The organism is Flavobacterium sp. (genome assembly GCF_030146175.1).
Classification (GTDB): domain Bacteria; phylum Bacteroidota; class Bacteroidia; order Flavobacteriales; family Flavobacteriaceae; genus Flavobacterium.
The window spans coordinates 1-21544 of record NZ_JASLCE010000068.1 but is presented as its reverse complement, the minus strand read 5'-3'; the positions used below and the strand labels follow the sequence as shown (position 1 = coordinate 21544).

Below are 21544 nucleotides of genomic sequence, written 5' to 3'. Positions count from 1 at the left end.
ACACCCCGCTTTAGACTTATTTCGTCCTTGCGAGTGCAAATATAAAACATAATTTTAATTAATCAGTACTATTTGCTTATTTTTTTTAATTAAAAATAACTTAATCGGTAACTTTTTGAATATTAGACGGAAAGGTTGTGCAATAAGTAAGGGAAGTGAAAAATTTTATATACGTAGTCAGTGTTTTGGGAAACTTATAAGCTATATACAATTAGATGTTGCGTTGTACGAACTTGATGTTTTTTAATTTTTCGGTTTATAATGACAAAAAAAAGATAGGGGAGAATACTTTAAAATGTAAAGGATTGCTTATTTCTAAGTAGAAACTTTTACTTCCTATTAATAATTACATTGCTTAAGTAAAGTGTATAAAAAAAGGAACCACTAAATAGTGATTCCTTTCTGTCGGGGTGGCAGGATTCGAACCTGCGACCTCCTGGTCCCAAACCAGGCGCGATGACCGGGCTACGCTACACCCCGTGCGGTCTGTTATTGTGGGTGCAAATATAGAACTTAATTTTAAAATGCAAAACGTTTTTGAAAAATAAATCATATTTATTTTAGCATAGTTAAAACTAATCCATTTTGTATACATCTTTTTTAATTAAGGCTTACATTTGCTATCGCTAAAAAAATAAAAACAGATTATGTCAGATACCATTGAAAAAGTAAAATGTTTGATTATTGGTTCGGGACCTGCCGGATATACCGCAGCGATCTATGCAGCCAGAGCAAACATGAATCCGGTGCTATACCAGGGAACACAACCGGGCGGACAATTAACAACAACAAACGAAGTGGAAAACTTTCCGGGCTATCCGGATGGTGTAACCGGACCGGAAATGATGGTACAGTTACAGGAACAAGCTAAACGTTTTGGTACCGATGTTAGAGACGGATGGGCTACAAAAGTGGACTTTTCCGGATCTGTACATAAAGTTTGGATCAACGATACAAAAGAAATCCATTGTGAGACGGTAATTATCAGTACCGGTGCTTCTGCTAAATATTTAGGATTGCCATCCGAACAAAAATACCTGCAATTAGGAGGTGGTGTTTCGGCTTGTGCCGTTTGTGACGGATTTTTCTACCGCAATCAGGATGTGATTATCGTAGGAGCCGGTGATAGTGCCTGTGAAGAAGCACACTACTTGTCTAAATTGTGTCGTAAAGTGACAATGTTAGTGCGTAGCGAAAAATTCCGTGCATCCCGTATCATGGAAGATCGTGTTCGTAAAACCGAAAACATCGAAATCCTGTTAAATACCGAGACTGATGAGGTAATTGGCGACGGACAGGTGGTTACTGCAGTACGCGTGAAAAACAGAACTACCGGAGAGCTAAAAGAAATTCCGGTTACCGGATTTTTCGTAGCGATTGGTCACCAACCGAATACCGATATTTTTAAAGAGTATATCAAACTGGATGAAACCGGATATATCATCAACGAACCGGGGACTTCTAAAACCAACGTACCGGGTGTTTTTGTAGCCGGTGATGCGGCCGATCATGTATACCGTCAGGCAATTACAGCCGCCGGAACTGGATGTATGGCAGCCTTGGATGCCGAAAGATATTTGGCTTCAAAAGAGTAAGTGAATACTTTTCGATATAAAAAAAGCTCCTCGTTAGAGGAGCTTTTTTATTTATTGTTGTTTCTTATATAAGGTCGCGTTATCGGCAAAATTCTTCATGTCGACTTTTGGCGCTCCGAATAACTGAATTTCGGATTTCCCGGTGGCAAAGATGCTAATCGTTTTAAGTGCATTTACCGTACAGGTAGTATACGATTCGGTGATCAGTTCCATATCGGTTACCGAAAATTTCTTAGCGTTTAAGGTCGCGTTATTATCCAATCGGATTTTAGAAATACCGGAATCACCTTCGATAGTAGCTGTGGATTTCTGATACAAGTCAATTTTGGACTCTGCGGTAGCAACTAAAACTTTTAAATCGGCATTTTTACTCAATTCAAAAGCAGCAAATTCGGCTTTTACATTTAATTCGGCTTTACTTTTATCATTTAGCAGAATTGTAAAAGACGATGATTTTACATTTAAAAAAGACTTCGAATAATCGAAATTTTTTACTGTGATGTTATCCAGTTGTAAATCGGCCAAAGCGTTTAGTTTGGTTTCATTTTTAGCCGAAATCATTTTTAAATCGTTGGTATAGGTAACGCGAACACTTAGTTTTTTAGCATTCGAAATGTCTTTATCGGTGTAAACGCGTAGGGTACTGCCGTACATTTCGGCTTTGATAGATTCGTGAAGGTTATCATCGGCTTCAATTTCCAGAGCCTGTTTGTCTCCCTTTACCAGGAATACTTCAAGATTATCTTCAAATTCCAGGTTTTCAAATTTTTCAACATCTTTTTGGGTAACGGTTACAATTTTAGAACCTTTTAGTTTTTCTTTTTTCTGAGCAAATGTAAGCGTTGCTGTGAGTAATAGGGCAAATAATAAAATCGTTTTTTTCATGAACTATTTGAATTTGAAACGCAAATTTAGGTAAAAAATAACTGCGCACCGGCTATTTTCGCGGTTGATTACCTTAAATTAATCCTAAAAAAAAGCACCGCGATTGCGATGCTTCCGATTTATTAGTAAGGTGACACACTGCCACCGGATGAGACTTTCTTTTTTAGAAGGCTTGGACTTCCGATATAGGAAACCGAACTGCCACTGCTTGCTTCGGCAGTAAGACTTTGCGTAGCATTGAGTACAATACTGCTTCCGCTTGAAGCATCTGCGGTCGCATCTTTTACCGTAAAATCACGTGCAACGATGCTACTTCCACTGGAAGAATCCGTTTCCAGACGGTTTGCTTCACCGGTAATTTTTATTTCGCTACCACTGCTGCTTTCACAACTAACGGTTTCGGCGCTTACTTTTACAGTGATATTACTGCCACTACTGGATGAAAAAGCAATGGTGTTGTTGCGTAACATATTGGTACTGCTTACACTTACGCCGCTTGACGCCTGAAAAGAATCCAGTTTGGGAAGTGCTACATATACGGTTTTCGATTCCGCATTTCGGATATTGACATCGGACGTAATTTGCAATTCGCCTTCGACTACTTCCGTTTTGATATGGCCTTGTAAATTGCTATCGGCTTTAACGGTTACTTTGGTTTCAGGAGCTTGTACCAGAACGATTTCTAATCCGCGGGAAGCTGAAATAGAGGTAAAGTTTGAGGTGATATTTCGTGTTTGAGTGGTTACATGACCGTCACCGTCAACTTTTTGAAAGTTAGGCATGTTGATGTTGTTACAGGAACCGAATAGTAATGCTGCTGTCGCTGCAATTACTATTTTTGCAAAATGAATAGCTAGTTTGATCATAATATTCGTTTTTTGATGGTTGGTTGATGCTCTTTTTGAAACGGTAAAGTCGACTTTCGCATCGGCCAACTTTACCGCAATTCATTTATTTGGTGTTGATAATGATTTTATCTTTTCGTAATTCAACACCTTCAACACTTTTGGTGATTTCTTTTTTGGAATTTTCTTTAATCTGAACGCCTTGCCCGTTAATGGTTACGGTTGTGGTGCTAGTGCTGTCGGCGTCATCTTCATTCCACTCTCCATTTTCATCTATTGGGCAGTCCAGACATTTTAATTCTTCTTTTTCAACACGGTAGTGGTATTGATCATTACCACCTTGCAGGTAATAATTCGAATAATTGTTTTCCAGATAATCGTCTACATTTTCACCCGGATGAATAATAAGGCCTTCCGGAAGATATAGGTATACTCTAACTTTTTGGTTGCGGTATTTATTTACGATACCGGTCAGTAAATAGTTGTCTAAGAATAACGTATTGTCTTTAATTTCAAAGTTATATTTGATTTTTTCAGCTCTTTTGCGCGCATCGGATAACGAATGTCCTCCGGCTACTTTTTCGATTTGAACATAAGGTGCTTCCGACGTTCTTAGTATATGTACTTCAATATTGTTGGAATAAATTACCTCGTTTTGTGCCGAATCCTGTGCAAATCGGAATTCCGTGTCGCTATCGGCTGTTTTGGAGAAATAATCGTTAAAACGCATCTTGATATGTAAGGTGTCGTTAACGGTTAAATCGATATTCTTTTTTTCGACTACTTTGCCTTCAAAACCAACTTCTGTCGCCTGACGGATTCCTAAGTAGATCAACATGATCAATGAAATAATCCAGATTCCCAATAAGGTGAACTTCGCTACATTCCCGATAGAACGCAGGTTGTTTACCAGAATTTTCAATCCCAACAGGAAGAAGAAAAATAACGGAATTCCAATGCTTAAAAACGTTAGCAGACCCAATAACCACATCGGCATATCGGTATAGTTAAACGCATTCATAAAGTCAAAGAAAGGGGAGTTGGGTATCGCTGCGGTAAAGATCATCATAAAGGAGGTTACCACGATTCCGATTAATCCCATTAAGGAAAAGATCACGATTATAGCGCCGATTACTTTGGCAAAAACTTTAAAAATTACCAGAAAAACATCCTCTATAGTTGTGGCTACTTTTGTAGCACCGCTTTTGGCTTCATCGGCTATTTTTTGATGATCAAGATTGTTGATCTTGTCGGTGATTTCCCCAAAGCCTTCACGAACCTTCTTTTCGATATTCGATATCGTAATCGCTTCTCCGGTCATTTCCAGCTTTTCTGCCGTAGATTTTGCCTCCGGAACCAGAATCCATAAAATGATATAGGCTACAATTCCGGCTCCGAATCCGGCCAATGTTAATAAGATCAGAATGATTCGTAACCAAAGCGGATCCAGTCCGATATAGTGTCCAAAACCGGCCGCTACACCACCCAGCATTCCTTTTTCTTTGTCACGGTATAGTTTTTTGGAACCGTTGGATGAATGGGTGGTATAAGTCTGTTTCGGAGTATCGGTATCGTCTTCCAGTCGGTAATCTTCCGGTTGACCCATTACGGCGATAACCTGATCGATCTCGTTTAGACTTACTACTTGTTTGTCGCTCGAAAGTTTCTCCGACAAAAGTTCTGCAATTCTACTTTCGATGTCATTCATGATTTCGTCCCGGCCATCAGGGGATAAGGAGCGCTTGATTGCATCGAAGTATCGGTTCAATTTCTGAAAGGCGTCTTCATCTATATGAAAGAAAAAACCTCCTAAATTTATACTTACTGTTTTGTTCATGGCTATTGGTTTTGGCTGGTTATAATGGTTACTGCATCAGATAGTTCTGTCCAGGTACTATTTAATTCTTTTAAAAATTCGTGTCCTTCTTCGGTTAGGCTGTAGTATTTTCTCGGTGGCCCGGAGGTCGATTCTTCCCAACGGTAATTTAATAATCCGTCGTTTTTTAACCGGGTCAACAAAGGGTATACGGTGCCTTCCACAACGAGTAGTTTTGCGTTTTTTAGGGTGTCCAGAATTTCGGATGTATACGCATCTTTTTCCTTGATCACGGAGAGGATGCAGAATTCCAGAATTCCTTTGCGCATCTGAGCTTTAGTGTTCTCAATGTTCATAGAATTTCTTTTTTGAGATTAAACTGTTCATTTTTTGATTGATGATTGATGATGTGATTGATGATTGATTTTTTTATCTTAAAAAGTTGATACTTAATGGGTAATGGTATTTCTGTCCGTTACTGCTTTTTACCGCGGCATAAATCACCAGGAAAAATTCCATTACTTTTAAAAAGCAGAATAACAGTGCGGCAATTGCGGCTACAATTACGATTCCCGAAATATTAGCTGTCGACATTTCGCGGATGATTAGGTCGCTACCGTCAAAATTGCTAAATGAAATGTTTTTAAAAATCGTATACAGCAATATCGGCACCGATACTAATAATAGGATTAGAGAGTATAACAACATGCTTAACTGAAAATTAAGGGTTTGTTTTCCGTTGTAATCCACAAAATCCGATTTGTCTTTTTTAAAAGCCCAGATTAATATTGGGAAGAAATAATTCCCGAATGGAATAAAATACTGACTTAAGGTGCTTAGATGCATGATCGTCGCAGTGTTCTTTTCGTTAGTTGTTGTGTTCATAATACTATTGTTTTTTGATTGATGATTGATTCTCGTTTCTATAATACTATTGATTAGCTATTATTTTCTTATACAAATATATGGCCAAAGAATGGTATCTTGTATTGCATAGTACATTGATTTAACTTTTTTTTAACATTTTGAATTAAAGGAGTTGCTTTGGGTTTTGATTTATAATATTGTAAATCAGTTGTTTGTGTGTAAAAAGGAGAGTAAGCGGCATAATAAGACAAAAATGAAACAGCCGCATTATTTTGTAAAAACACGTTTTATGTTTTCAAAACAACATTGAAATCTGGGTTAGTAGTTTGAATATAATTGTGTTTAAAGCGGATGTTTCTGCCGGCTTGGAACCATTATGGAACGGCAAGTTCGAAAATCTAAGGATTTTGAAGTGGAGTAATTTAGGAATAACAGTGTAAAACCACCTTTAGCAGCAGTTTTTAGTAATGGATAAAATCGAAATCGGACATTTCCAGATTCTTAGTATCCTTAATTTTTTGTTTTTTAATAAGATAAAAATAGCCTTCAAAACGGGATTTTTTTTCGGGTACCATTTCAGGATGCTCTTCATCGACTAGGTGTTTTTCGATTATATCATTTCCATCGACAAATACAGACGAATAGCGTATGATCCTGTCTTTTGATTGCCATTCATAGACAAAATAATTGCTTGCCGATTTTCCCTTGTACTTTTTGTACTGACCATAATTGCCGTTCAGTTTTTTAATGAAGTCCTTTTGCTCTTTTTCGGTTACGATCATCGCAGCCGCACAAACAACATAAATCTGATTATTCTGATCAAGCGCAAAACTGACGCGATTAAAGGTTTGGTTTTTATATACGGCAGCTGTATTCCTGTTAGAGGAAACCGTTTGGTAAAACTCAGTTCTGACAATTCCCTTTTCAGGATTGTTTTCGTCTATAAAGATGGTGTTTTTTGTAAAGGAATTTGGGGAACCATTTCGAGACGAAAACTGGTAAGATTCGTAATCGGTATCCCTTTCATCTCTGTATTTCTCAGGAACAAGAACTTCGATTTTTGTATTAAAATTAAAGTTTTCTAAATTAATGGGTTCCTCGGCAAGTGATTTTGTTTGTCCATGACATAAAACACTCGAGAAAAGTAAACTGAAAAGACATAACGTTCTTAACTGTAGTATCATTTTGTTCTTGTTGTTTAGAATTTCTGCCAACCTTTATTGTAGTAAGGAATTTTACTACAAGTATACCAAAAAAATGATCCAGAATGATAAAGTCAGTACAATTTTTTTCAGACTGCTTATTGAAAACGGTGTTGAGTGGTAGTCGTTTCTTATTTACAGATCTTGTCAATAATATGATGCATTTTGGTATCAATTAAAGTTAATTGCTCCGCTGATTTTGGGATAGTATAGGTGTTTTTAAGTGGTTCTAAATTTTTGTAACACACCCAAACCTTTTTTTGGTCGTCTTCAACTAATAGTATTTTTAACGGAAGTTCAATCGCTATAAGTGGATCTTCCAACATTAACGGTGTTCCAGCTTTTGCATTACCAATGATAAATACTTTAGATGGTTTCATGTTGATAGTAACATCTGAAGCGTTTTTGGAATGGTCAGTTGCTGAAAAAATGACAATATCTTGTAATTCCAGTTCTTTTTTCAGGTTGCGTTCCGTTGTTATGAAATCGAAATTGCTCTGCTTTTGGTATAAGGCATCCATTGAAGTTGTATTTTGAGTTACTATAATAGGTAAGCTTAATATAGTGGCATACATAAAATAAGTTGTAAGATTGCTCATGTTGTTCGGATTATAGTAGGATTAACGTAAAGTTAGTAGGTTAATGGAAGGGAATAAATGGACAAAAATGTATTTCACATGGACTATTCTAAATAATGAAATAGTTCTTTTGTACTGATTGTGGATTAATTTAACTTTTTAAATTTTATATGAACGCATAGTATTTTTTGTATTTTTATGGAAAAATAGGGCCTTATGAAATTTACACCTTCAAAACTAAACACCTTCTTATTCTTTAAGTTACCGTCTGCTTTTTGGAGTGGCGTACGTGTTCGGAAAATATCGGAGACTTCGTGCGAAGTAACGGTTAAGCACCGTTGGTTCAATCAAAATCCGTTTAATTCAATGTATTTTGCCGTTCAAGCCATGGCAGCCGAATTAACGACCGGTGCTTTGGTGATGTATCAAATTCAGCTTAGCGGAAAAAAGATTTCGATGCTTGTAGCGAATAATAAAGGTAATTTTTCAAAAAAAGCGCGAGGTCGCATTACGTTTGTTTGCAATGACGGGCATTTGATCGAAGAGGCAATTAAAAATACCATAGCTACCGGCGAAGGGCAAACGTTCTGGATGAAATCGATCGGAAAAGACGAAAAAGGAGATCAGGTATCGGAAATGGAATTCGAATGGAGTGTACGAATTAAGTAATCTTTTAAAGGTAATTTTACTACGTTAAACCTAACTTAAATAACTTTTATATTCCCGATATAGCGTTTAAATTTGTAATAAAATGCTGAAAATGAAAAGAGTGTAAGCTTTGTTGTTGTCGGTGTTTTTGAAAAAGAAAGGGTGTATGAAAGTATTAATTACCGGAGCTACCGGTTTAGTAGGCAAGGAATTGGTTGCGTTGCTGTTGCAAAACGGTATCGCGATTCATTATCTCACTACTTCCCGGAAGAAAATAGAAAAAGAATCCTATTACCACGGGTTTTTCTGGAATCCGGAACAGGGTATTATAGATGAAAACTGCTTGTTGGGAGTGGATGTAATCGTACATCTGGCGGGTGCTTCCATTTCAAAACGATGGACTTCGGCTTATAAAGAAGAAATTATCGAAAGCCGGATTTTATCGTCCAATCTTTTGTATAAAGTACTAAAAGAAAATCCAAATCAGGTCCGACAAATTATCAGTGCTTCGGCTATCGGGATTTATCCGGATAGTCAAACCGTACTATATAGTGAAGAATCGAAAGAAGTAAGCGATACATTTCTTGGAAACGTTGTGCTCAAATGGGAAGACGCCGTTGATCAATTCCGTAGACTCAATATTAATATATGTAAACTCCGTTTTGGACTGGTGTTGTCCAATCAAGGGGGCGTTTTAATGGAAATGCTCAAACCAATTAAAATGGGAATGGCAGCCGGTTTTGGTTCCGGAAAACAATTTCAGTCCTGGATCCATATTCACGATCTGGCCGATATGATTTATTTTGCGATGGAAAACAATTGGACAGGTGTTTATAACGCCGTTGCGCCCAATCCGGTAACGAGTCAGGAAATGATAAAAGCGATCGCCGAAGCGGTAAATAAAGAAGTAATCCTTCCAAATGCGCCTCGTTTTATGATGAAGCTCATTTTGGGCGATATGCACATACTACTATTCGAAAGTCAGAAAGTGAGTGCGCAAAAAGCGTTGGATAATGGATTTCAGTTTAAATACAAATTCCTCGATAAAGCGCTGGACAATCTGTTACGGCCCTAAATAAAAAAAGTGCTGAAAATATTCAGCACTCCGTAGCATAATCGTAAGATGAAGTAATAATTATTTTGTTGCTTTTACGCTAACTTTTAATTCGATATCGTCATTGATAAATTTGTCTCCTAAATTGTCAAATACAGATTTAGAACCATAATTTACGTTCCATAACGTTCTGTTTATTGTAAAAGGCTCGCTTTCGATACTGATACCATTGGCATCGGCAGTAATAGTAGCCGGGAATTTCACACTTTTCGTGATGTCTTTTAACGTCAGGTTACCTTCAACCATTTTCTTTCCGGCTTCTTCGGTTACTTTGGTAATTTCAAATACCGCTTCCGGATATTTTTTGGTGTTAAAGAAATGATCCACATCGCTTTCTTTTCCAAGACCTTTTAAATGGCCTTCCAAAGTTGTTTTTTCGTCACCTTTTAAATCGGTTACGGCAATTGATGTCATATCGATAAAAACCTTTCCGGTTTCAATAACACCATCTTTGGCATATAGTTCACCATTTTTAATATTGATCGTTCCGGTGTGTTTTCCGGTTGGTTTGCTTCCTACCCAGTTAATGGAAGATGCTTTGGCATCGACATTAAACTTGGCTGCTTCGTTCGACGTCACAGGAGCTTCTACCGTTTCTTTGATCTCTGCCTCATTGGTCGTTTCTTTTTTACAGGAAGCCAGTGATAAAGTCGCTAAAACAAATAAACTTAAAATGCCTTTTTTCATAAAAATAAATTTTTAGTTTCCACAAATCTATCGAAACGAATCGAATAATTTCTTAAAATTATATTAAATTTCGATTACGAATCGCACTAAAAAGCTGTTTTTATTGTGCTTTTTTAGGTAGGGAAAAATACGGGGATGGCCGGTAAAACCTTGTCTTTTTTACAGTTAATGTTGGATTTGAAAAAAATGTTAGGTGACAAATTGACATTTTTAAATATTTGGCAATACTTTTGCAATCCAAATCAGCGATACAAACTGAAAAATGTTCAAGAAAATATTTAAAAATATGAGCCAGGAAAATACTGAAAACATAGAAAAAGAAACAGCACAAGGTGAAAATGCAGCAGAAAATCAGGCGATTCCACAACCGGAACTTACTGTTGAAGAACAATTGCAGGAAGAAATAGCAAAAGAAAAAGACAAATTCCTACGATTGTTTGCGGAGTTTGAAAACTATAAAAAACGAACTTCGAAAGAACGATTGGATCTGTTTAAAACGGCCAATCAGGAAGTTTTACAGGCCCTATTGCCGGTAATGGACGATTTTGACAGAGCTTTGCCTGAAATCGCTAAAAACCTGGGTGACGAAAACCTGACAAAAGGAGTGACGCTGATTTATGATAAATTAAAATCGACATTAGTGTCGAAAGGCCTTGAAGAAGTAGAACTTAAAGCAGGCGATGCTTTTGATGCGGATTTTGCCGAAGCCATTACCCTGATTCCGGCACCGTCGGAAGAATTAAAAGGGAAAATTGTTGACGTGATCGAAAAAGGATACAAACTTGGCGACAAAATTATCCGTTTTCCAAAAGTAGTGGTAGGACAATAAAGCTTAAAAAATAGAAACTCCGGAGGCCTTTTTAGCGACTTCGGAGTATTTCAATTGGAATAATTTGGTTTATGAAAAAAGATTTTTACGAAATATTAGGTATTGAGAAAGGCGCTTCACCGGAGCAAATTAAAAAAGCGTACCGAAAAAAAGCGATTGAATATCATCCTGATAAAAACCCGGGCGATAAAGAAGCGGAAGAAAAATTCAAACTGGCTGCCGAAGCGTATGAGATACTAAGTGATCCTGACAAAAAAGCACGTTATGATCAATATGGTCATGCGGCCTTCGACGGTGCCGGTGGATTTGGCGGTGGCGGACATATGAATATGGACGACATATTTAGTCAGTTCGGGGATATTTTCGGAAGCGCTTTCGGTGGTGGATTCGGCGGTTTTAGCGGCGGATTCGGTGGCGGTGGCGGACAACGTCGTATGAAAGGAAGTAACCTGCGTATCAAAGTGAAATTAACACTGGAGGAAATCGCAAACGGCGTTGAGAAAAAAGTCAAAGTGAAACGTAAAGTTCAGGCGCAAGGGGTAACCTATAAAACTTGTCCAACCTGTAACGGTTTGGGTCAGGTGACAAAAGTGACCAATACGATTCTGGGTAGAATGCAAACCTCTTCTCCGTGTCATAGTTGTAGTGGTAGCGGACAAATTATCGATAGTAAACCGTCCAATGCCGATGCACAGGGAATGATTATGGAAGACGAAACGGTATCGATCAAAATTCCGGCAGGAGTGGTAGACGGTATGCAGTTAAAAGTTGCCGGAAAAGGAAACGATGCGCCAGGTGGAAACAGCGTTCCAGGTGATTTGATCGTGGCTATCGAAGAGGTGGAACACGAAAAATTAAAGCGTGAAGGTGAAAATCTGCATTACGATTTGTATATCAGTTTCCCGGAAGCCGCTTTGGGAACCTCAAAAGATATCGATACGGTAAACGGAAAAGTACGTATCAAACTGGAAGAAGGAATACAATCCGGTAAAATTCTGCGATTAAAAGGCAAAGGAATTCCAAGTATCAACAGTTACGGTAGCGGTGATTTACTGGTACACGTTAATGTATGGACACCGAAAACATTGAACAAAGAACAAAAACAGTTTTTTGAGAAAATGTTGGAAGACGAAAACTTTGTCCCGAAACCGGAAAAATCGGATAAATCATTTTTTGAAAAAGTTAAGGACATGTTTTCATAATGATTATAAAAGTTATACTTTTGAAATTCACTAGCTAAGGCTGGTGAATTTCTTTTTCATAGCAATTTTTCCCATCCTTGCGAAAATCAGGGGTGGGTTTTTTTATAAGAATTAATCCTATTTGGTAACTATTTTTTACTTTTACAGAAATCTATAGTCAATCAAATGAGTTCAATCTTAGAGGTTAAAAATGTTGTAAAGCAATATGGCGACTACACGGCTTTAAACAGCGTTTCTTTAAAAGTTCCCAAAGGAAGTATATACGGACTGTTAGGTCCGAATGGTGCCGGAAAAACATCCCTGATCCGGATCATTAACCAGATTACGATGCCCGATAGCGGCGAAGTAATTCTCGACGGTGAAAAATTAGCACCACATCACGTACAACATATCGGCTATATGCCCGAAGAAAGAGGTTTGTATAAAACCATGAAAGTGGGCGAACAGGCGTTATACCTGGCACAATTAAAAGGACTTTCGAAAGCGGAAGCTAAAAAACAACTGCAATATTGGTTTGAAAAACTGGAAATCCAGGGATGGTGGAACAAAAAAATCCAGGAACTTTCCAAAGGTATGGCGCAAAAAATCCAGTTTGTGGTCACGGTATTGCACCAACCGAAATTATTGATTTTTGACGAACCTTTTTCCGGTTTTGACCCGGTTAATGCCAATATTATCAAAGACGAAATCCTCGAATTAAAGAAAAAAGGATCCACCATTATTTTTTCGACACACCGTATGGAAAGTGTGGAAGAAATGTGTGACGATATCGCGTTGATTCATAAATCGAACAAATTAATCGAAGGAAAACTGATCGATGTAAAAAAAGAACACCGTACCAATGCTTTCGAAGTAGGGATTTTATCCGATAATATCGAACGTCTGATGTACGAACTGACACAACAATTTACGCTGGAGCAAACCAATTTTAAATCCCTTAATGACGAATTAAAACTGGAAGTGCAACTTGGAAACGGAACTCCGAATGCGTTGTTAAACATTTTAACCCAAAATGGACAGGTAACCCATTTCGTGGAAAAAATACCAAGTGTAAACGATATTTTTATTCAAACTGTAAGCCGTAAATAATGAGCGTTTTATCCCTAATCATAAAAAGAGAATTTATCGCCAAGGTGCGTAATAAATCATTTATCGTGATGACGTTCTTAAGTCCATTGTTAATTGTGGGTATGTCATTCCTGATCGGCTATCTGGTCAATATGAACAATGCAGAAGTCAAAAAAGTAGCGATACATGACGAATCCGGTATCTTTAAAAAGGATTTCAAGGATACCGAGAAAACCGTATATGTGGACTTGTCGGCCATGCCGTTAAAAACAGCAAAAGATACGGCCAGCAAAAACTACGAAGGAATGATTTACATTCCGAAAGTAACCGATCCAAAAGAATTACTAACGAAAGTAGAATATATCTCGGATGACAGTCCAAGTATAGATTTTATCATGAGTATGGAGGAAGTAATTGATCATCAGTTAACACAGAACAATCTGAAAGAACTGGGATTTGATTATGATAAAATCGAAAAAGCCAAAACGAATGCCAATATTCACCTGACAAAATTTTCGGGCGAAGATAGCATTAAAGGACTTAACGAGATCAAAATCGTAATTGGTTCGGCCTTTGGCTACCTGATCATGATGTTTATCATTATTTATGGTAACTTTGTAATGCGCAGTGTAATCGAAGAAAAAACCAACCGTATTATCGAAATTATCATTTCGTCGGTAAAACCATTCCAGTTGATGCTCGGTAAGATTATCGGAAACTCATTGGCGGGACTTCTACAGTTTACAATTTGGGCAATAGTGGGTATCACATTATTGATTGGAGTTGCTTCCTTTTTTGGAGTACAGACTGGTGCACAGGCCTCCATTGATCCGGAAATGATCAATGCCGCGCAACACGAAATGGGCGGAACGATTCAAACGTATATTAGTGAGATATTAAAACTCCCGTTAGGAACATTGGTGAGTTGTTTTATCATCTATTTTATCGGTGGATACTTTTTATATAGCTCGCTATATGCGGCTATCGGTGCTGCAGTTGACAGTGAAACGGATTCGCAACAGTTCCTTTTACCGATTATCATGCCGATGATGTTAGGGGTTTATGTAGGGTTCTTTACGGTGATGAACGATCCGCATGGAACCGTGGCTACCGTGTTCTCAATTATACCATTAACCTCGCCAATCGTAATGCTAATGCGTATTCCGTTCGGAGTGCCATGGTGGCAATTGGTGATTTCTATTGCCTTATTATTCGGAACCTTTTTATTGGTGGTATGGTTTGCCGCCAAAATTTACAGAGTAGGTATCCTGATGTACGGTAAAAAACCAACCTGGAAAGAGTTATATAAATGGCTTAAATATTAGCAAATACAATGCTGGAACATATAAAGAACATATTGGGATTTAGGCTGATCGACACCAAAAGCATCGATTTTTCGGTGTTCGATCTGCTGATTCTGATTTTTGCTTTTATGTTCACTGGTGTAGTCCTGCGAATTATTTTTAGGATCATAATTAAAAAAATACCGGAACAGGATAAAAATAAATTTGTAGGGGTATTTCAGTTTTTTAAATACATAGCCTACATCTTTGTGGTGATGTTCACCTTACATGCTTCCGGTGTGAATATGAACGTCTTCCTAACGGCTTCCGCAGCACTGTTTGTCGGAATCGGGCTGGCTTTACAAACCTTCTTTCAGGACATTATTTCCGGAGTTTTGATGATATTGGATCAATCCTTACACGTGGGTGATGTCATTGAAGTGGATGGAAAAGTCGGAAAAGTAACCGAAATCCGTTTGCGTACCACCCGGGCTGTAACCCGAAACGACAGGGTTATGATTATTCCGAACCATCAGTTTATGAGCGAAACGCTTTTTAACTGGACACAAAATAACAGTACGAATCGGGAACTGGTAACTATTGGCGTAGCCTATGGTAGCGATGTACAACTGGTTAAAAAATTACTGGAAGACTGTGTTCGGGAAACGGAAGGTGTGGTTGTTGACGAGGGAATCACGGTCCTCTTTCAGGATTTTGGCGCTTCGTCCCTGGATTTTGCCGTAACCTTTTCGGTAAGCGATGGCATGAAAAGTCCGAAAATACAAAGTGAAATCCGTTTTAAAATTGATGCGGTTTTCCGACAACATAATATCAATATACCATTCCCGCAACGGGAAATTACAATCCTGAACCGCTAAATTGTTTTTCAGGATAGGAGTTTAGCATAAACTTCACAAACTTTGTTTTGCTTTTTGTTATTTTAGCAAACGATAACTTTCAAATACGGTCGATAATGCCCAAAATACTAATCATAGAAGACGAAGCAGCCATCAGAAGAGTCTTGTCCAAAATACTTTCGGAAGAAAACGACACCTACAAAGTAGAAGAAGCGGAAGATGGATTACAAGGATTGGAAAAAATCAAAAATGAAGATTACGATCTGGTACTGTGCGATATCAAAATGCCGAAAATGGATGGAGAAGAAGTACTGGAAGCCGTAAAAAAAATAAAACCCGAAATCCCGATGGTGATGATCTCCGGTCATGGCGATTTGGAAACGGCTGTAAATACTATGCGTCTGGGCGCTTTCGATTATATATCCAAACCACCGGATTTAAACCGTTTACTAAACACGGTTCGCAATGCTTTGGATCGTAAAAAACTCGTGATCGAAAATAAAATACTGAAGAAAAAAGTCAGTAAAAATTATGAAATGATCGGTAGTAGTGATGCAATCAATCAAATCAAAGACATGATCGATAAAGTCGCGCCAACCGAAGCCAGAGTATTGATCACAGGGCCAAATGGAACTGGGAAAGAACTTGTGGCGCATCAGTTACACGAAAAAAGCGAGCGTTCAACCGCGCCGTTAATCGAAGTGAACTGTGCCGCTATTCCATCGGAATTAATCGAAAGTGAATTGTTTGGGCATGTTAAAGGCGCCTTTACATCGGCGGTTAAAGATCGCGCCGGAAAGTTTGAAGCGGCTGATAAAGGGACAATTTTCCTGGATGAAATCGGAGACATGAGCTTGTCGGCTCAGGCAAAAGTATTACGGGCATTACAGGAAAATATGATCACAAGAGTTGGTGCCGATAAAGATATCAAAGTCGATGTGCGTGTTGTTGCCGCTACCAATAAAGATTTGAAAAAGGAAATTGAAGAAGGACGTTTTCGCGAAGATTTATACCATCGTTTGGCTGTTATTTTGATCAAAGTACCGGCATTAAACGATCGACGGGAAGATATTCCGTTATTGGTGAGCCATTTCGCCGAAAAAATAGCCTCCGAACAGGGAAGCACCTGTAAAAAGTTTTCGGCTCAGGCGATTAAACTATTACAGGAATACGACTGGACCGGAAATATCCGGGAACTTCGAAACGTAATCGAGCGATTGATTATATTGGGAGGCGCTGAGATTTCTGAGAATGACGTAAAAATGTTTGCAAGTAAATAATTAAAAGACAGGGAAGCCTGTTCTTTTTTTAGGGATTATCATATGAAATTAAAAAAAATAGACGAAAAACTGGCGCAGGCTTTGGTGGAAAACGGTATTACCGAGCCTAACGAAATCCAGAAGGAGTGTTTCGGAACGTTGAAAAGTGGAGCCGATGCAGTGGTGATCATGCCGGATAACGGTGGGAAATCCACAACAATTGTATATACCGTAATTCAGAAACTCGAAAAAGCAGAAGGCGAATCCACACGGGCGATGGTTATCGTGAAAGACAAAGAAGAAGTGTTGGAAATGGTCGATTTGTTCCGTAAACTAGGAAATTACCATAACCTTCGTGTTTTTGGAGCACACGACAAAGGGGATATCGATTACGATAAAAACCAGATCTCATTGGGCGTGGATATTTTGGTTGGAACACCCAATAAAATCAACGCGATGTTTTCTTCGGCCGGATTTAACATCAACACGGTAAAATTATTTATCGTAGATGATGCCGACGAAATATTCCGTTTGCGTCAGGATGCCGTGATTTTGCGATTGTCGAATAGTATCGAAAAAACGCAACGGGTGTTCTTTGCACATGCCTTGACGGAACGCGTCGAAGCACTGGCCGACAAGACCATGATCGAACCGTATTTATTCGGGTTGGAGGAATACGGAGAAGAAGCCGAAGACGAAAATCTATATATCTAAAACAGATAAAAAGCCGGTAGTTACCGGCTTTTTTATTTCCAAAAACTTAGGATAAATTCCACGCTAACTGTCTAATAAAAAACTATCTTTGCGCCTTAAAATTAAAAGGCATACAACCATACCATGATTACAGTTAACGATATTTCGGTGCAGTTTGGAGGTACAACATTATTTAGTGATGTGGCTTTCGCCATCAATGAAAATGACAAAATCGCCTTAATGGGGAAAAACGGAGCGGGTAAATCGACCTTGTTAAAGATTATTGCAGGGGAAAATAAACCGTCTACAGGAGCGATATCGGCACCAAAAGAAGCCGTTATTGCCTATTTGCCACAGCATTTGCTAACAAAGGATGACGCTACTGTTTTTGAAGAAACCTCAAAAGCATTTGCCGCGATTTTTGCAATGAAAACCGAAATCGATGACCTGAATGAGCAACTGACCGTTCGTACCGATTACGAAAGTGATGATTATATGAAGCTGATCGAAAGGGTTTCGGAATTAAGTGAGAAATTTTATTCGATCGAAGAAGTAAATTACGAAGCGGAAGTTGAAAAAGTATTAAAAGGACTGGGGTTTGTTCGCGAAGATTTTAACCGTCCAACATCCGAATTTAGTGGTGGATGGCGTATGCGAATCGAACTGGCTAAAATATTATTACAAAAACCGGATTTAATTCTGTTGGATGAGCCAACCAACCACATGGATATCGAAAGTATTCAATGGTTGGAAGATTTCTTGATCAATTCGGCTAAAGCGGTAATGGTAATTTCCCACGACCGTGCTTTTGTTGACAATATCACCAATCGTACAATCGAAGTAACGATGGGACGTATTTACGATTACAAAGCCAAATATTCCGATTATCTGGAGCTACGTAAAGACCGACGCGTTCACCAGCAAAAAGCCTACGACGAGCAACAAAAAATGATTGCCGAAACGCAAGAGTTTATCGATCGTTTTAAAGGAACCTATTCTAAAACTTTACAGGTGCAGTCGCGTGTAAAAATGCTTGAAAAACTGGAACTGGTTGAAGTGGATGAAGTAGATACTTCGGCCTTACGTCTGAAATTCCCGCCGTCGCCACGTTCGGGTCAATATCCGGTTGTGGTGGAAGAGCTTACAAAAGCGTATGGCGATCATGTGGTATTTAAAAATGCCGGTATGGTGATCGAACGCGGGGAGAAAGTAGCGTTTGTCGGAAAGAACGGAGAAGGAAAATCGACGATGATCAAAGCGATTATGAAGGAGATTGATTTCGAAGGAAAACTGGAAGTAGGACACAATGTAAAAGTGGGGTATTTCGCTCAGAATCAGGCATCGTTATTGGATGAGAATCTAACGGTTTTTGAAACAATCGACCATATCGCGGTAGGAGATATCCGTACCAAAATCAAAGATTTATTAGGTGCTTTTATGTTTAGCGGTGATAATACCACGAAAAAAGTAAAAGTATTATCCGGAGGAGAAAAAACACGTTTGGCGATGATCAAGTTGTTATTGGAGCCGGTTAACGTTTTGATTCTGGATGAGCCAACCAACCACCTGGATATGAAAACCAAAGATATCATCAAGGATGCCTTAAAAGATTTCGACGGTACGTTGATTCTGGTGTCGCACGACAGGGACTTTTTGGACGGACTGGCAACCAAAGTATTTGAGTTTGGAAACAAACGCGTACGGGAGCATTTCGAAGATATCAAAGGATTCCTGGAGTTTAAGAAAATGGAAAACCTTAGGGAAATTGAAAAATAAAAAAAGAGCGGTACATACCGCTCTTTTTTTATTTCGTTATAGCGCTACACCTACTGCGCTACACCTGACAGGTTTCCAAAACCTGTCAGGTGTTTTACTTTACCTAGTACTCGTTTTATTCATCCCGAAGTACGGCTTTGCGTTTAAAATAGAGTGCCACATAGGAAGCGATTCCACAGATTACAGCAATTAGTACCATGTTCCGAATCGCACTTACTGTTTGGGATAAATCACCGTTTTCGATGATCAGAATACGAAAAGCTTTTAGGAAATGCGTTAGCGGAATGACATCGGCAATACATTGTACCCAAAATGGCATCTGACTTAACGGCCAGGTAAAGCCACTCAAAATAAAGCTTGGTGTGGCAATGACCATTAGGATTTCGGTGGCTTTAAGCTGATTCGGAATCAGGATACTGACCAAAATACCGATAAAGCAAACCGCAATCACAAAAATACCGGCTACAAAAGTCAGCGGTCCTAAATTAACGAAAAACGGAATACGGAACCATAAGGTAAACAACCAGTATAAAATCCATAAACCAAAACTCATAATCAGATAAGGGACTATTTTTATCGTGATCAGTTTTAATAACGACGGGCATTTTTGTACCAGTTCTTTAAACGTTCCGTTTTCATATTCCGATGCAAACGATAAAGCCAGTCCCAATAATAAAACCTGTTGTAAAACCGTAGCCAAAACGCCCGGCCACAGAAAATACATATAGTTGGTACTGCGGTTGTATTTTTTGATAAACGTGGTTCGGAACGGCTCGTATTGCGTCATCACCAGACTTTCCGGTGTACCTTGTTTGCGCAGCGTTTCGATTTGTACGCCGGCTTTCAGGGTTCCGAGACAAACCTGTAAGGCGGTTGAGGCATAATTGGCCGTTAGGACGTTGGAAGTATTGACAATCGTGACAATTTCGGGATACTTTTTGGTGAGTACCATTTTTTCGAAACCTTTGGGAATCAATACCACGCAGGTGGCTTCTTTATCGATCGCAATCTGAGATAAATTGTTCTGATCATATAAGGTGGCAGCGATGTTGAGTACTTCGTTATCCTGAAACATCTGGATCGCCTTGGCGCTCATTTCACTGCGATCTTCGTCTACAACTACAATGGGTAAATCAGTTACTTTTCCTTTGCCGTATACATAGCCCAGCAAGATACCATAGAGCAATGGCGCTCCGATAAACAATAATCGGAGGACTTTGTTTTGCCAGAAAAAGCGAAATTCTCTTTTTATCAGTGATCCGAAATTTTCCATAGGCTTATAGTGTTAAAGTGACAGTGGTTTTGGTAATCAGGTCTTTGGATGCATTGGTATCGGTTGGCGTGATTTTGATCTCAAACAGGCTTTCCTGCATTTCATAATCCGGGTAGGCGGTTGCAATGTTTCCGTAGGCTCCCAATTGTTTGATCGTGGTCACCTTGCCTTTAAAATCCTGTTTTTTATACGGCACATAAACCGATAATTCCTGTCCTTTTTTGACTTTATCCAATTGGCTTTCCGGTAGTGTAAAACGGAAATACAGCGAATTGTCCACATAACCATTAAACAAGGTATAACCGGGTAGCGCCAGTTCGCCTACGCTTAACGTAATGGTTTCGATACTCATATCCTGCGGTGCGATTACATAACGTTCTTTGTCGGCTGTTTCCACCTCTTTAAGTGCGCCCAAAGCGCGATCCTGCTGACCCAAAGCCATGGTTTGCTGTTCGATTCGGGCGCCTCTTCGGGCATCGTCCAGTTCGGCTTGTACGGCTATATATTGGGATTGTGCACCCTGATATTTGGCAAAAGCTTCGTCATAGGTTTGTTGGGATACCAATGAGTCTTTTAGCATATTGCTCAGTCTGCGGATGGATTTTTGTGCAAAATCATATTGCTCTTTTAGCGCTTTTTGCTTGGCTTCCAATTGTTTGATCTGGTTATCCGTAGCGCCTTTAACGGCCATATTATATTGTGCCTTGGCCGAAATAACGGCACCTTCCGCCTGACTTTTTTTAGCGTCAACTTCCGGGATATCCAATATAGCCAACGTATCGCCTTTATGAACCTGATCACCTTCTTTGACAAAAATCTTGACAAGCTTACCCGGAATTTTGCTCACAACGGCAATCTGTTCTTTTTCGACTTTCCCCTGGATTTTTTTGTCGTTTTCGGGCTTATTACATCCAATAAGTAAGGAAACTGAGGCTAGTAGAGTAAGTGTATGTTTCATAATGCTGGTTTTATTTGGATAAATAATTGGTAAGTTCGCCGGTTGCGATCACGGTTTCGATGGCCGACAGACGTTGCTCGATTAGAGTACTGACTTTGTTTAATGAAGC

The 21544-nt window shown here is 38.9% G+C and carries 21 protein-coding genes and 1 tRNA gene; 11 read left to right on the top strand and 11 right to left on the bottom strand.

What is annotated here, in order from left to right; translation table 11 throughout:
• Positions 1-405 precede the first annotated feature (405 nt).
• Positions 406-480: transfer RNA gene (locus Q1R07_RS07985), tRNA-Pro, on the bottom strand.
• Between the two features lie 167 nt (positions 481-647).
• On the opposite strand from Q1R07_RS07985, the gene trxB reads away from it, so the two are divergent.
• Complete coding sequence (trxB, locus tag Q1R07_RS07980) at positions 648-1595, top strand: thioredoxin-disulfide reductase (RefSeq protein WP_300488301.1); 948 nt, start codon at positions 648-650, stop codon at positions 1593-1595.
• Between the two features lie 51 nt (positions 1596-1646).
• Here the strand turns inward: trxB and Q1R07_RS07975 are convergent, their stop codons facing one another.
• From Q1R07_RS07975 to Q1R07_RS07945, 7 genes are all read right to left on the bottom strand, one after another.
• The gene (locus Q1R07_RS07975) at positions 1647-2480 is read right to left on the bottom strand and encodes a DUF2807 domain-containing protein (protein WP_300488299.1); all 834 of its coding nucleotides are present in this window, start codon (positions 2478-2480) and stop codon (positions 1647-1649) included.
• 122 nt (positions 2481-2602) lie between these two features.
• Complete coding sequence (locus Q1R07_RS07970; protein ID WP_300488297.1) at positions 2603-3346, bottom strand: head GIN domain-containing protein; 744 nt, start codon at positions 3344-3346, stop codon at positions 2603-2605.
• Between the two features lie 85 nt (positions 3347-3431).
• Positions 3432-5162: a PspC domain-containing protein gene (locus Q1R07_RS07965; RefSeq protein WP_300488296.1), complete on the bottom strand. Its 1731-nt coding sequence runs from the start codon at positions 5160-5162 to the stop codon at positions 3432-3434.
• Between the two features lie 2 nt (positions 5163-5164).
• Positions 5165-5497, bottom strand: coding sequence for a PadR family transcriptional regulator (locus Q1R07_RS07960; protein WP_136403340.1), 333 nt, complete (start codon positions 5495-5497; stop codon positions 5165-5167).
• Positions 5498-5570: 73 nt separating this feature from the next.
• Positions 5571-6026, bottom strand: a complete 456-nt coding sequence (locus Q1R07_RS07955) for a DUF4870 domain-containing protein (RefSeq protein WP_300488295.1) — start codon at positions 6024-6026, stop codon at positions 5571-5573.
• Between the two features lie 443 nt (positions 6027-6469).
• On the bottom strand, positions 6470-7192 hold the full coding sequence (locus Q1R07_RS07950; protein WP_300488294.1) for a hypothetical protein: 723 nt from the start codon (positions 7190-7192) through the stop codon (positions 6470-6472).
• A 149-nt stretch (positions 7193-7341) separates the two neighbouring features.
• On the bottom strand, positions 7342-7809 hold the full coding sequence (locus Q1R07_RS07945; protein WP_300488293.1) for a DUF302 domain-containing protein: 468 nt from the start codon (positions 7807-7809) through the stop codon (positions 7342-7344).
• Between the two features lie 195 nt (positions 7810-8004).
• On the opposite strand from Q1R07_RS07945, the gene Q1R07_RS07940 reads away from it, so the two are divergent.
• Positions 8005-8457 carry a DUF4442 domain-containing protein gene (locus Q1R07_RS07940; RefSeq protein ID WP_300488292.1) on the top strand — a complete coding sequence of 151 codons (453 nt, stop codon included), beginning with the start codon at positions 8005-8007 and terminating at the stop codon, positions 8455-8457.
• Between the two features lie 145 nt (positions 8458-8602).
• Positions 8603-9511 carry a TIGR01777 family oxidoreductase gene (locus Q1R07_RS07935; protein WP_300488291.1) on the top strand — a complete coding sequence of 303 codons (909 nt, stop codon included), beginning with the start codon at positions 8603-8605 and terminating at the stop codon, positions 9509-9511.
• Positions 9512-9571: 60 nt separating this feature from the next.
• On the opposite strand, the gene Q1R07_RS07930 is transcribed toward Q1R07_RS07935, so the two are convergent.
• The gene (locus Q1R07_RS07930) at positions 9572-10237 is read right to left on the bottom strand and encodes a YceI family protein (RefSeq protein ID WP_300488290.1); all 666 of its coding nucleotides are present in this window, start codon (positions 10235-10237) and stop codon (positions 9572-9574) included.
• Positions 10238-10499: 262 nt separating this feature from the next.
• Here Q1R07_RS07930 and Q1R07_RS07925 point away from each other — a divergent pair, with 262 nt between their 5' ends.
• The 8 genes from Q1R07_RS07925 to Q1R07_RS07890 all read left to right on the top strand — a co-directional run bounded on the left by Q1R07_RS07925 (position 10500) and on the right by Q1R07_RS07890 (position 19204).
• Positions 10500-11066 (top strand): nucleotide exchange factor GrpE, encoded by a 567-nt coding sequence (locus Q1R07_RS07925; protein WP_300488289.1) that lies wholly within the window; start codon positions 10500-10502, stop codon positions 11064-11066.
• A 71-nt stretch (positions 11067-11137) separates the two neighbouring features.
• The gene (gene dnaJ, locus Q1R07_RS07920) at positions 11138-12268 is read left to right on the top strand and encodes a molecular chaperone DnaJ (RefSeq protein WP_300488288.1); all 1131 of its coding nucleotides are present in this window, start codon (positions 11138-11140) and stop codon (positions 12266-12268) included.
• 165 nt (positions 12269-12433) lie between these two features.
• Positions 12434-13357, top strand: coding sequence for an ABC transporter ATP-binding protein (locus Q1R07_RS07915; RefSeq protein ID WP_136403333.1), 924 nt, complete (start codon positions 12434-12436; stop codon positions 13355-13357).
• Positions 13357-14661 carry an ABC transporter permease gene (locus tag Q1R07_RS07910; RefSeq protein WP_300488284.1) on the top strand — a complete coding sequence of 435 codons (1305 nt, stop codon included), beginning with the start codon at positions 13357-13359 and terminating at the stop codon, positions 14659-14661. The genes Q1R07_RS07915 and Q1R07_RS07910 overlap by 1 nt, the downstream gene beginning before the upstream one ends.
• A gap of 8 nt (positions 14662-14669) precedes the next feature.
• Positions 14670-15497: a mechanosensitive ion channel domain-containing protein gene (locus Q1R07_RS07905; RefSeq protein ID WP_300488281.1), complete on the top strand. Its 828-nt coding sequence runs from the start codon at positions 14670-14672 to the stop codon at positions 15495-15497.
• Between the two features lie 95 nt (positions 15498-15592).
• Positions 15593-16756: a sigma-54 dependent transcriptional regulator gene (locus Q1R07_RS07900; RefSeq protein ID WP_300488278.1), complete on the top strand. Its 1164-nt coding sequence runs from the start codon at positions 15593-15595 to the stop codon at positions 16754-16756.
• A 42-nt stretch (positions 16757-16798) separates the two neighbouring features.
• Positions 16799-17449, top strand: coding sequence for a DEAD/DEAH box helicase (locus Q1R07_RS07895; protein ID WP_300488273.1), 651 nt, complete (start codon positions 16799-16801; stop codon positions 17447-17449).
• Between the two features lie 123 nt (positions 17450-17572).
• The gene (locus Q1R07_RS07890) at positions 17573-19204 is read left to right on the top strand and encodes an ABC-F family ATP-binding cassette domain-containing protein (protein ID WP_300488271.1); all 1632 of its coding nucleotides are present in this window, start codon (positions 17573-17575) and stop codon (positions 19202-19204) included.
• A 115-nt stretch (positions 19205-19319) separates the two neighbouring features.
• Here the strand turns inward: Q1R07_RS07890 and Q1R07_RS07885 are convergent, their stop codons facing one another.
• Both Q1R07_RS07885 and Q1R07_RS07880 read right to left on the bottom strand, forming a co-directional pair.
• Positions 19320-20477, bottom strand: coding sequence for an ABC transporter permease (locus Q1R07_RS07885; protein ID WP_300488269.1), 1158 nt, complete (start codon positions 20475-20477; stop codon positions 19320-19322).
• Between the two features lie 4 nt (positions 20478-20481).
• Positions 20482-21435, bottom strand: a complete 954-nt coding sequence (locus tag Q1R07_RS07880; protein ID WP_300488267.1) for a biotin/lipoyl-binding protein — start codon at positions 21433-21435, stop codon at positions 20482-20484.
• Positions 21436-21544 lie beyond the last annotated feature (109 nt).

Coding starts and splice junctions, on each gene's coding strand:
- trxB (WP_300488301.1), top strand. CDS start 648: ATGTCAGATACCATTGAAAAAGTAAAATGTTTGATTATTGGTTCGGGA.
- Q1R07_RS07975 (WP_300488299.1), bottom strand. CDS start 2,480: ATGAAAAAAACGATTTTATTATTTGCCCTATTACTCACAGCAACGCTT.
- Q1R07_RS07970 (WP_300488297.1), bottom strand. CDS start 3,346: ATGATCAAACTAGCTATTCATTTTGCAAAAATAGTAATTGCAGCGACA.
- Q1R07_RS07965 (WP_300488296.1), bottom strand. CDS start 5,162: ATGAACAAAACAGTAAGTATAAATTTAGGAGGTTTTTTCTTTCATATA.
- Q1R07_RS07960 (WP_136403340.1), bottom strand. CDS start 5,497: ATGAACATTGAGAACACTAAAGCTCAGATGCGCAAAGGAATTCTGGAA.
- Q1R07_RS07955 (WP_300488295.1), bottom strand. CDS start 6,026: ATGAACACAACAACTAACGAAAAGAACACTGCGACGATCATGCATCTA.
- Q1R07_RS07950 (WP_300488294.1), bottom strand. CDS start 7,192: ATGATACTACAGTTAAGAACGTTATGTCTTTTCAGTTTACTTTTCTCG.
- Q1R07_RS07945 (WP_300488293.1), bottom strand. CDS start 7,809: ATGAGCAATCTTACAACTTATTTTATGTATGCCACTATATTAAGCTTA.
- Q1R07_RS07940 (WP_300488292.1), top strand. CDS start 8,005: ATGAAATTTACACCTTCAAAACTAAACACCTTCTTATTCTTTAAGTTA.
- Q1R07_RS07935 (WP_300488291.1), top strand. CDS start 8,603: ATGAAAGTATTAATTACCGGAGCTACCGGTTTAGTAGGCAAGGAATTG.
- Q1R07_RS07930 (WP_300488290.1), bottom strand. CDS start 10,237: ATGAAAAAAGGCATTTTAAGTTTATTTGTTTTAGCGACTTTATCACTG.
- Q1R07_RS07925 (WP_300488289.1), top strand. CDS start 10,500: ATGTTCAAGAAAATATTTAAAAATATGAGCCAGGAAAATACTGAAAAC.
- dnaJ (WP_300488288.1), top strand. CDS start 11,138: ATGAAAAAAGATTTTTACGAAATATTAGGTATTGAGAAAGGCGCTTCA.
- Q1R07_RS07915 (WP_136403333.1), top strand. CDS start 12,434: ATGAGTTCAATCTTAGAGGTTAAAAATGTTGTAAAGCAATATGGCGAC.
- Q1R07_RS07910 (WP_300488284.1), top strand. CDS start 13,357: ATGAGCGTTTTATCCCTAATCATAAAAAGAGAATTTATCGCCAAGGTG.
- Q1R07_RS07905 (WP_300488281.1), top strand. CDS start 14,670: ATGCTGGAACATATAAAGAACATATTGGGATTTAGGCTGATCGACACC.
- Q1R07_RS07900 (WP_300488278.1), top strand. CDS start 15,593: ATGCCCAAAATACTAATCATAGAAGACGAAGCAGCCATCAGAAGAGTC.
- Q1R07_RS07895 (WP_300488273.1), top strand. CDS start 16,799: ATGAAATTAAAAAAAATAGACGAAAAACTGGCGCAGGCTTTGGTGGAA.
- Q1R07_RS07890 (WP_300488271.1), top strand. CDS start 17,573: ATGATTACAGTTAACGATATTTCGGTGCAGTTTGGAGGTACAACATTA.
- Q1R07_RS07885 (WP_300488269.1), bottom strand. CDS start 20,477: ATGGAAAATTTCGGATCACTGATAAAAAGAGAATTTCGCTTTTTCTGG.
- Q1R07_RS07880 (WP_300488267.1), bottom strand. CDS start 21,435: ATGAAACATACACTTACTCTACTAGCCTCAGTTTCCTTACTTATTGGA.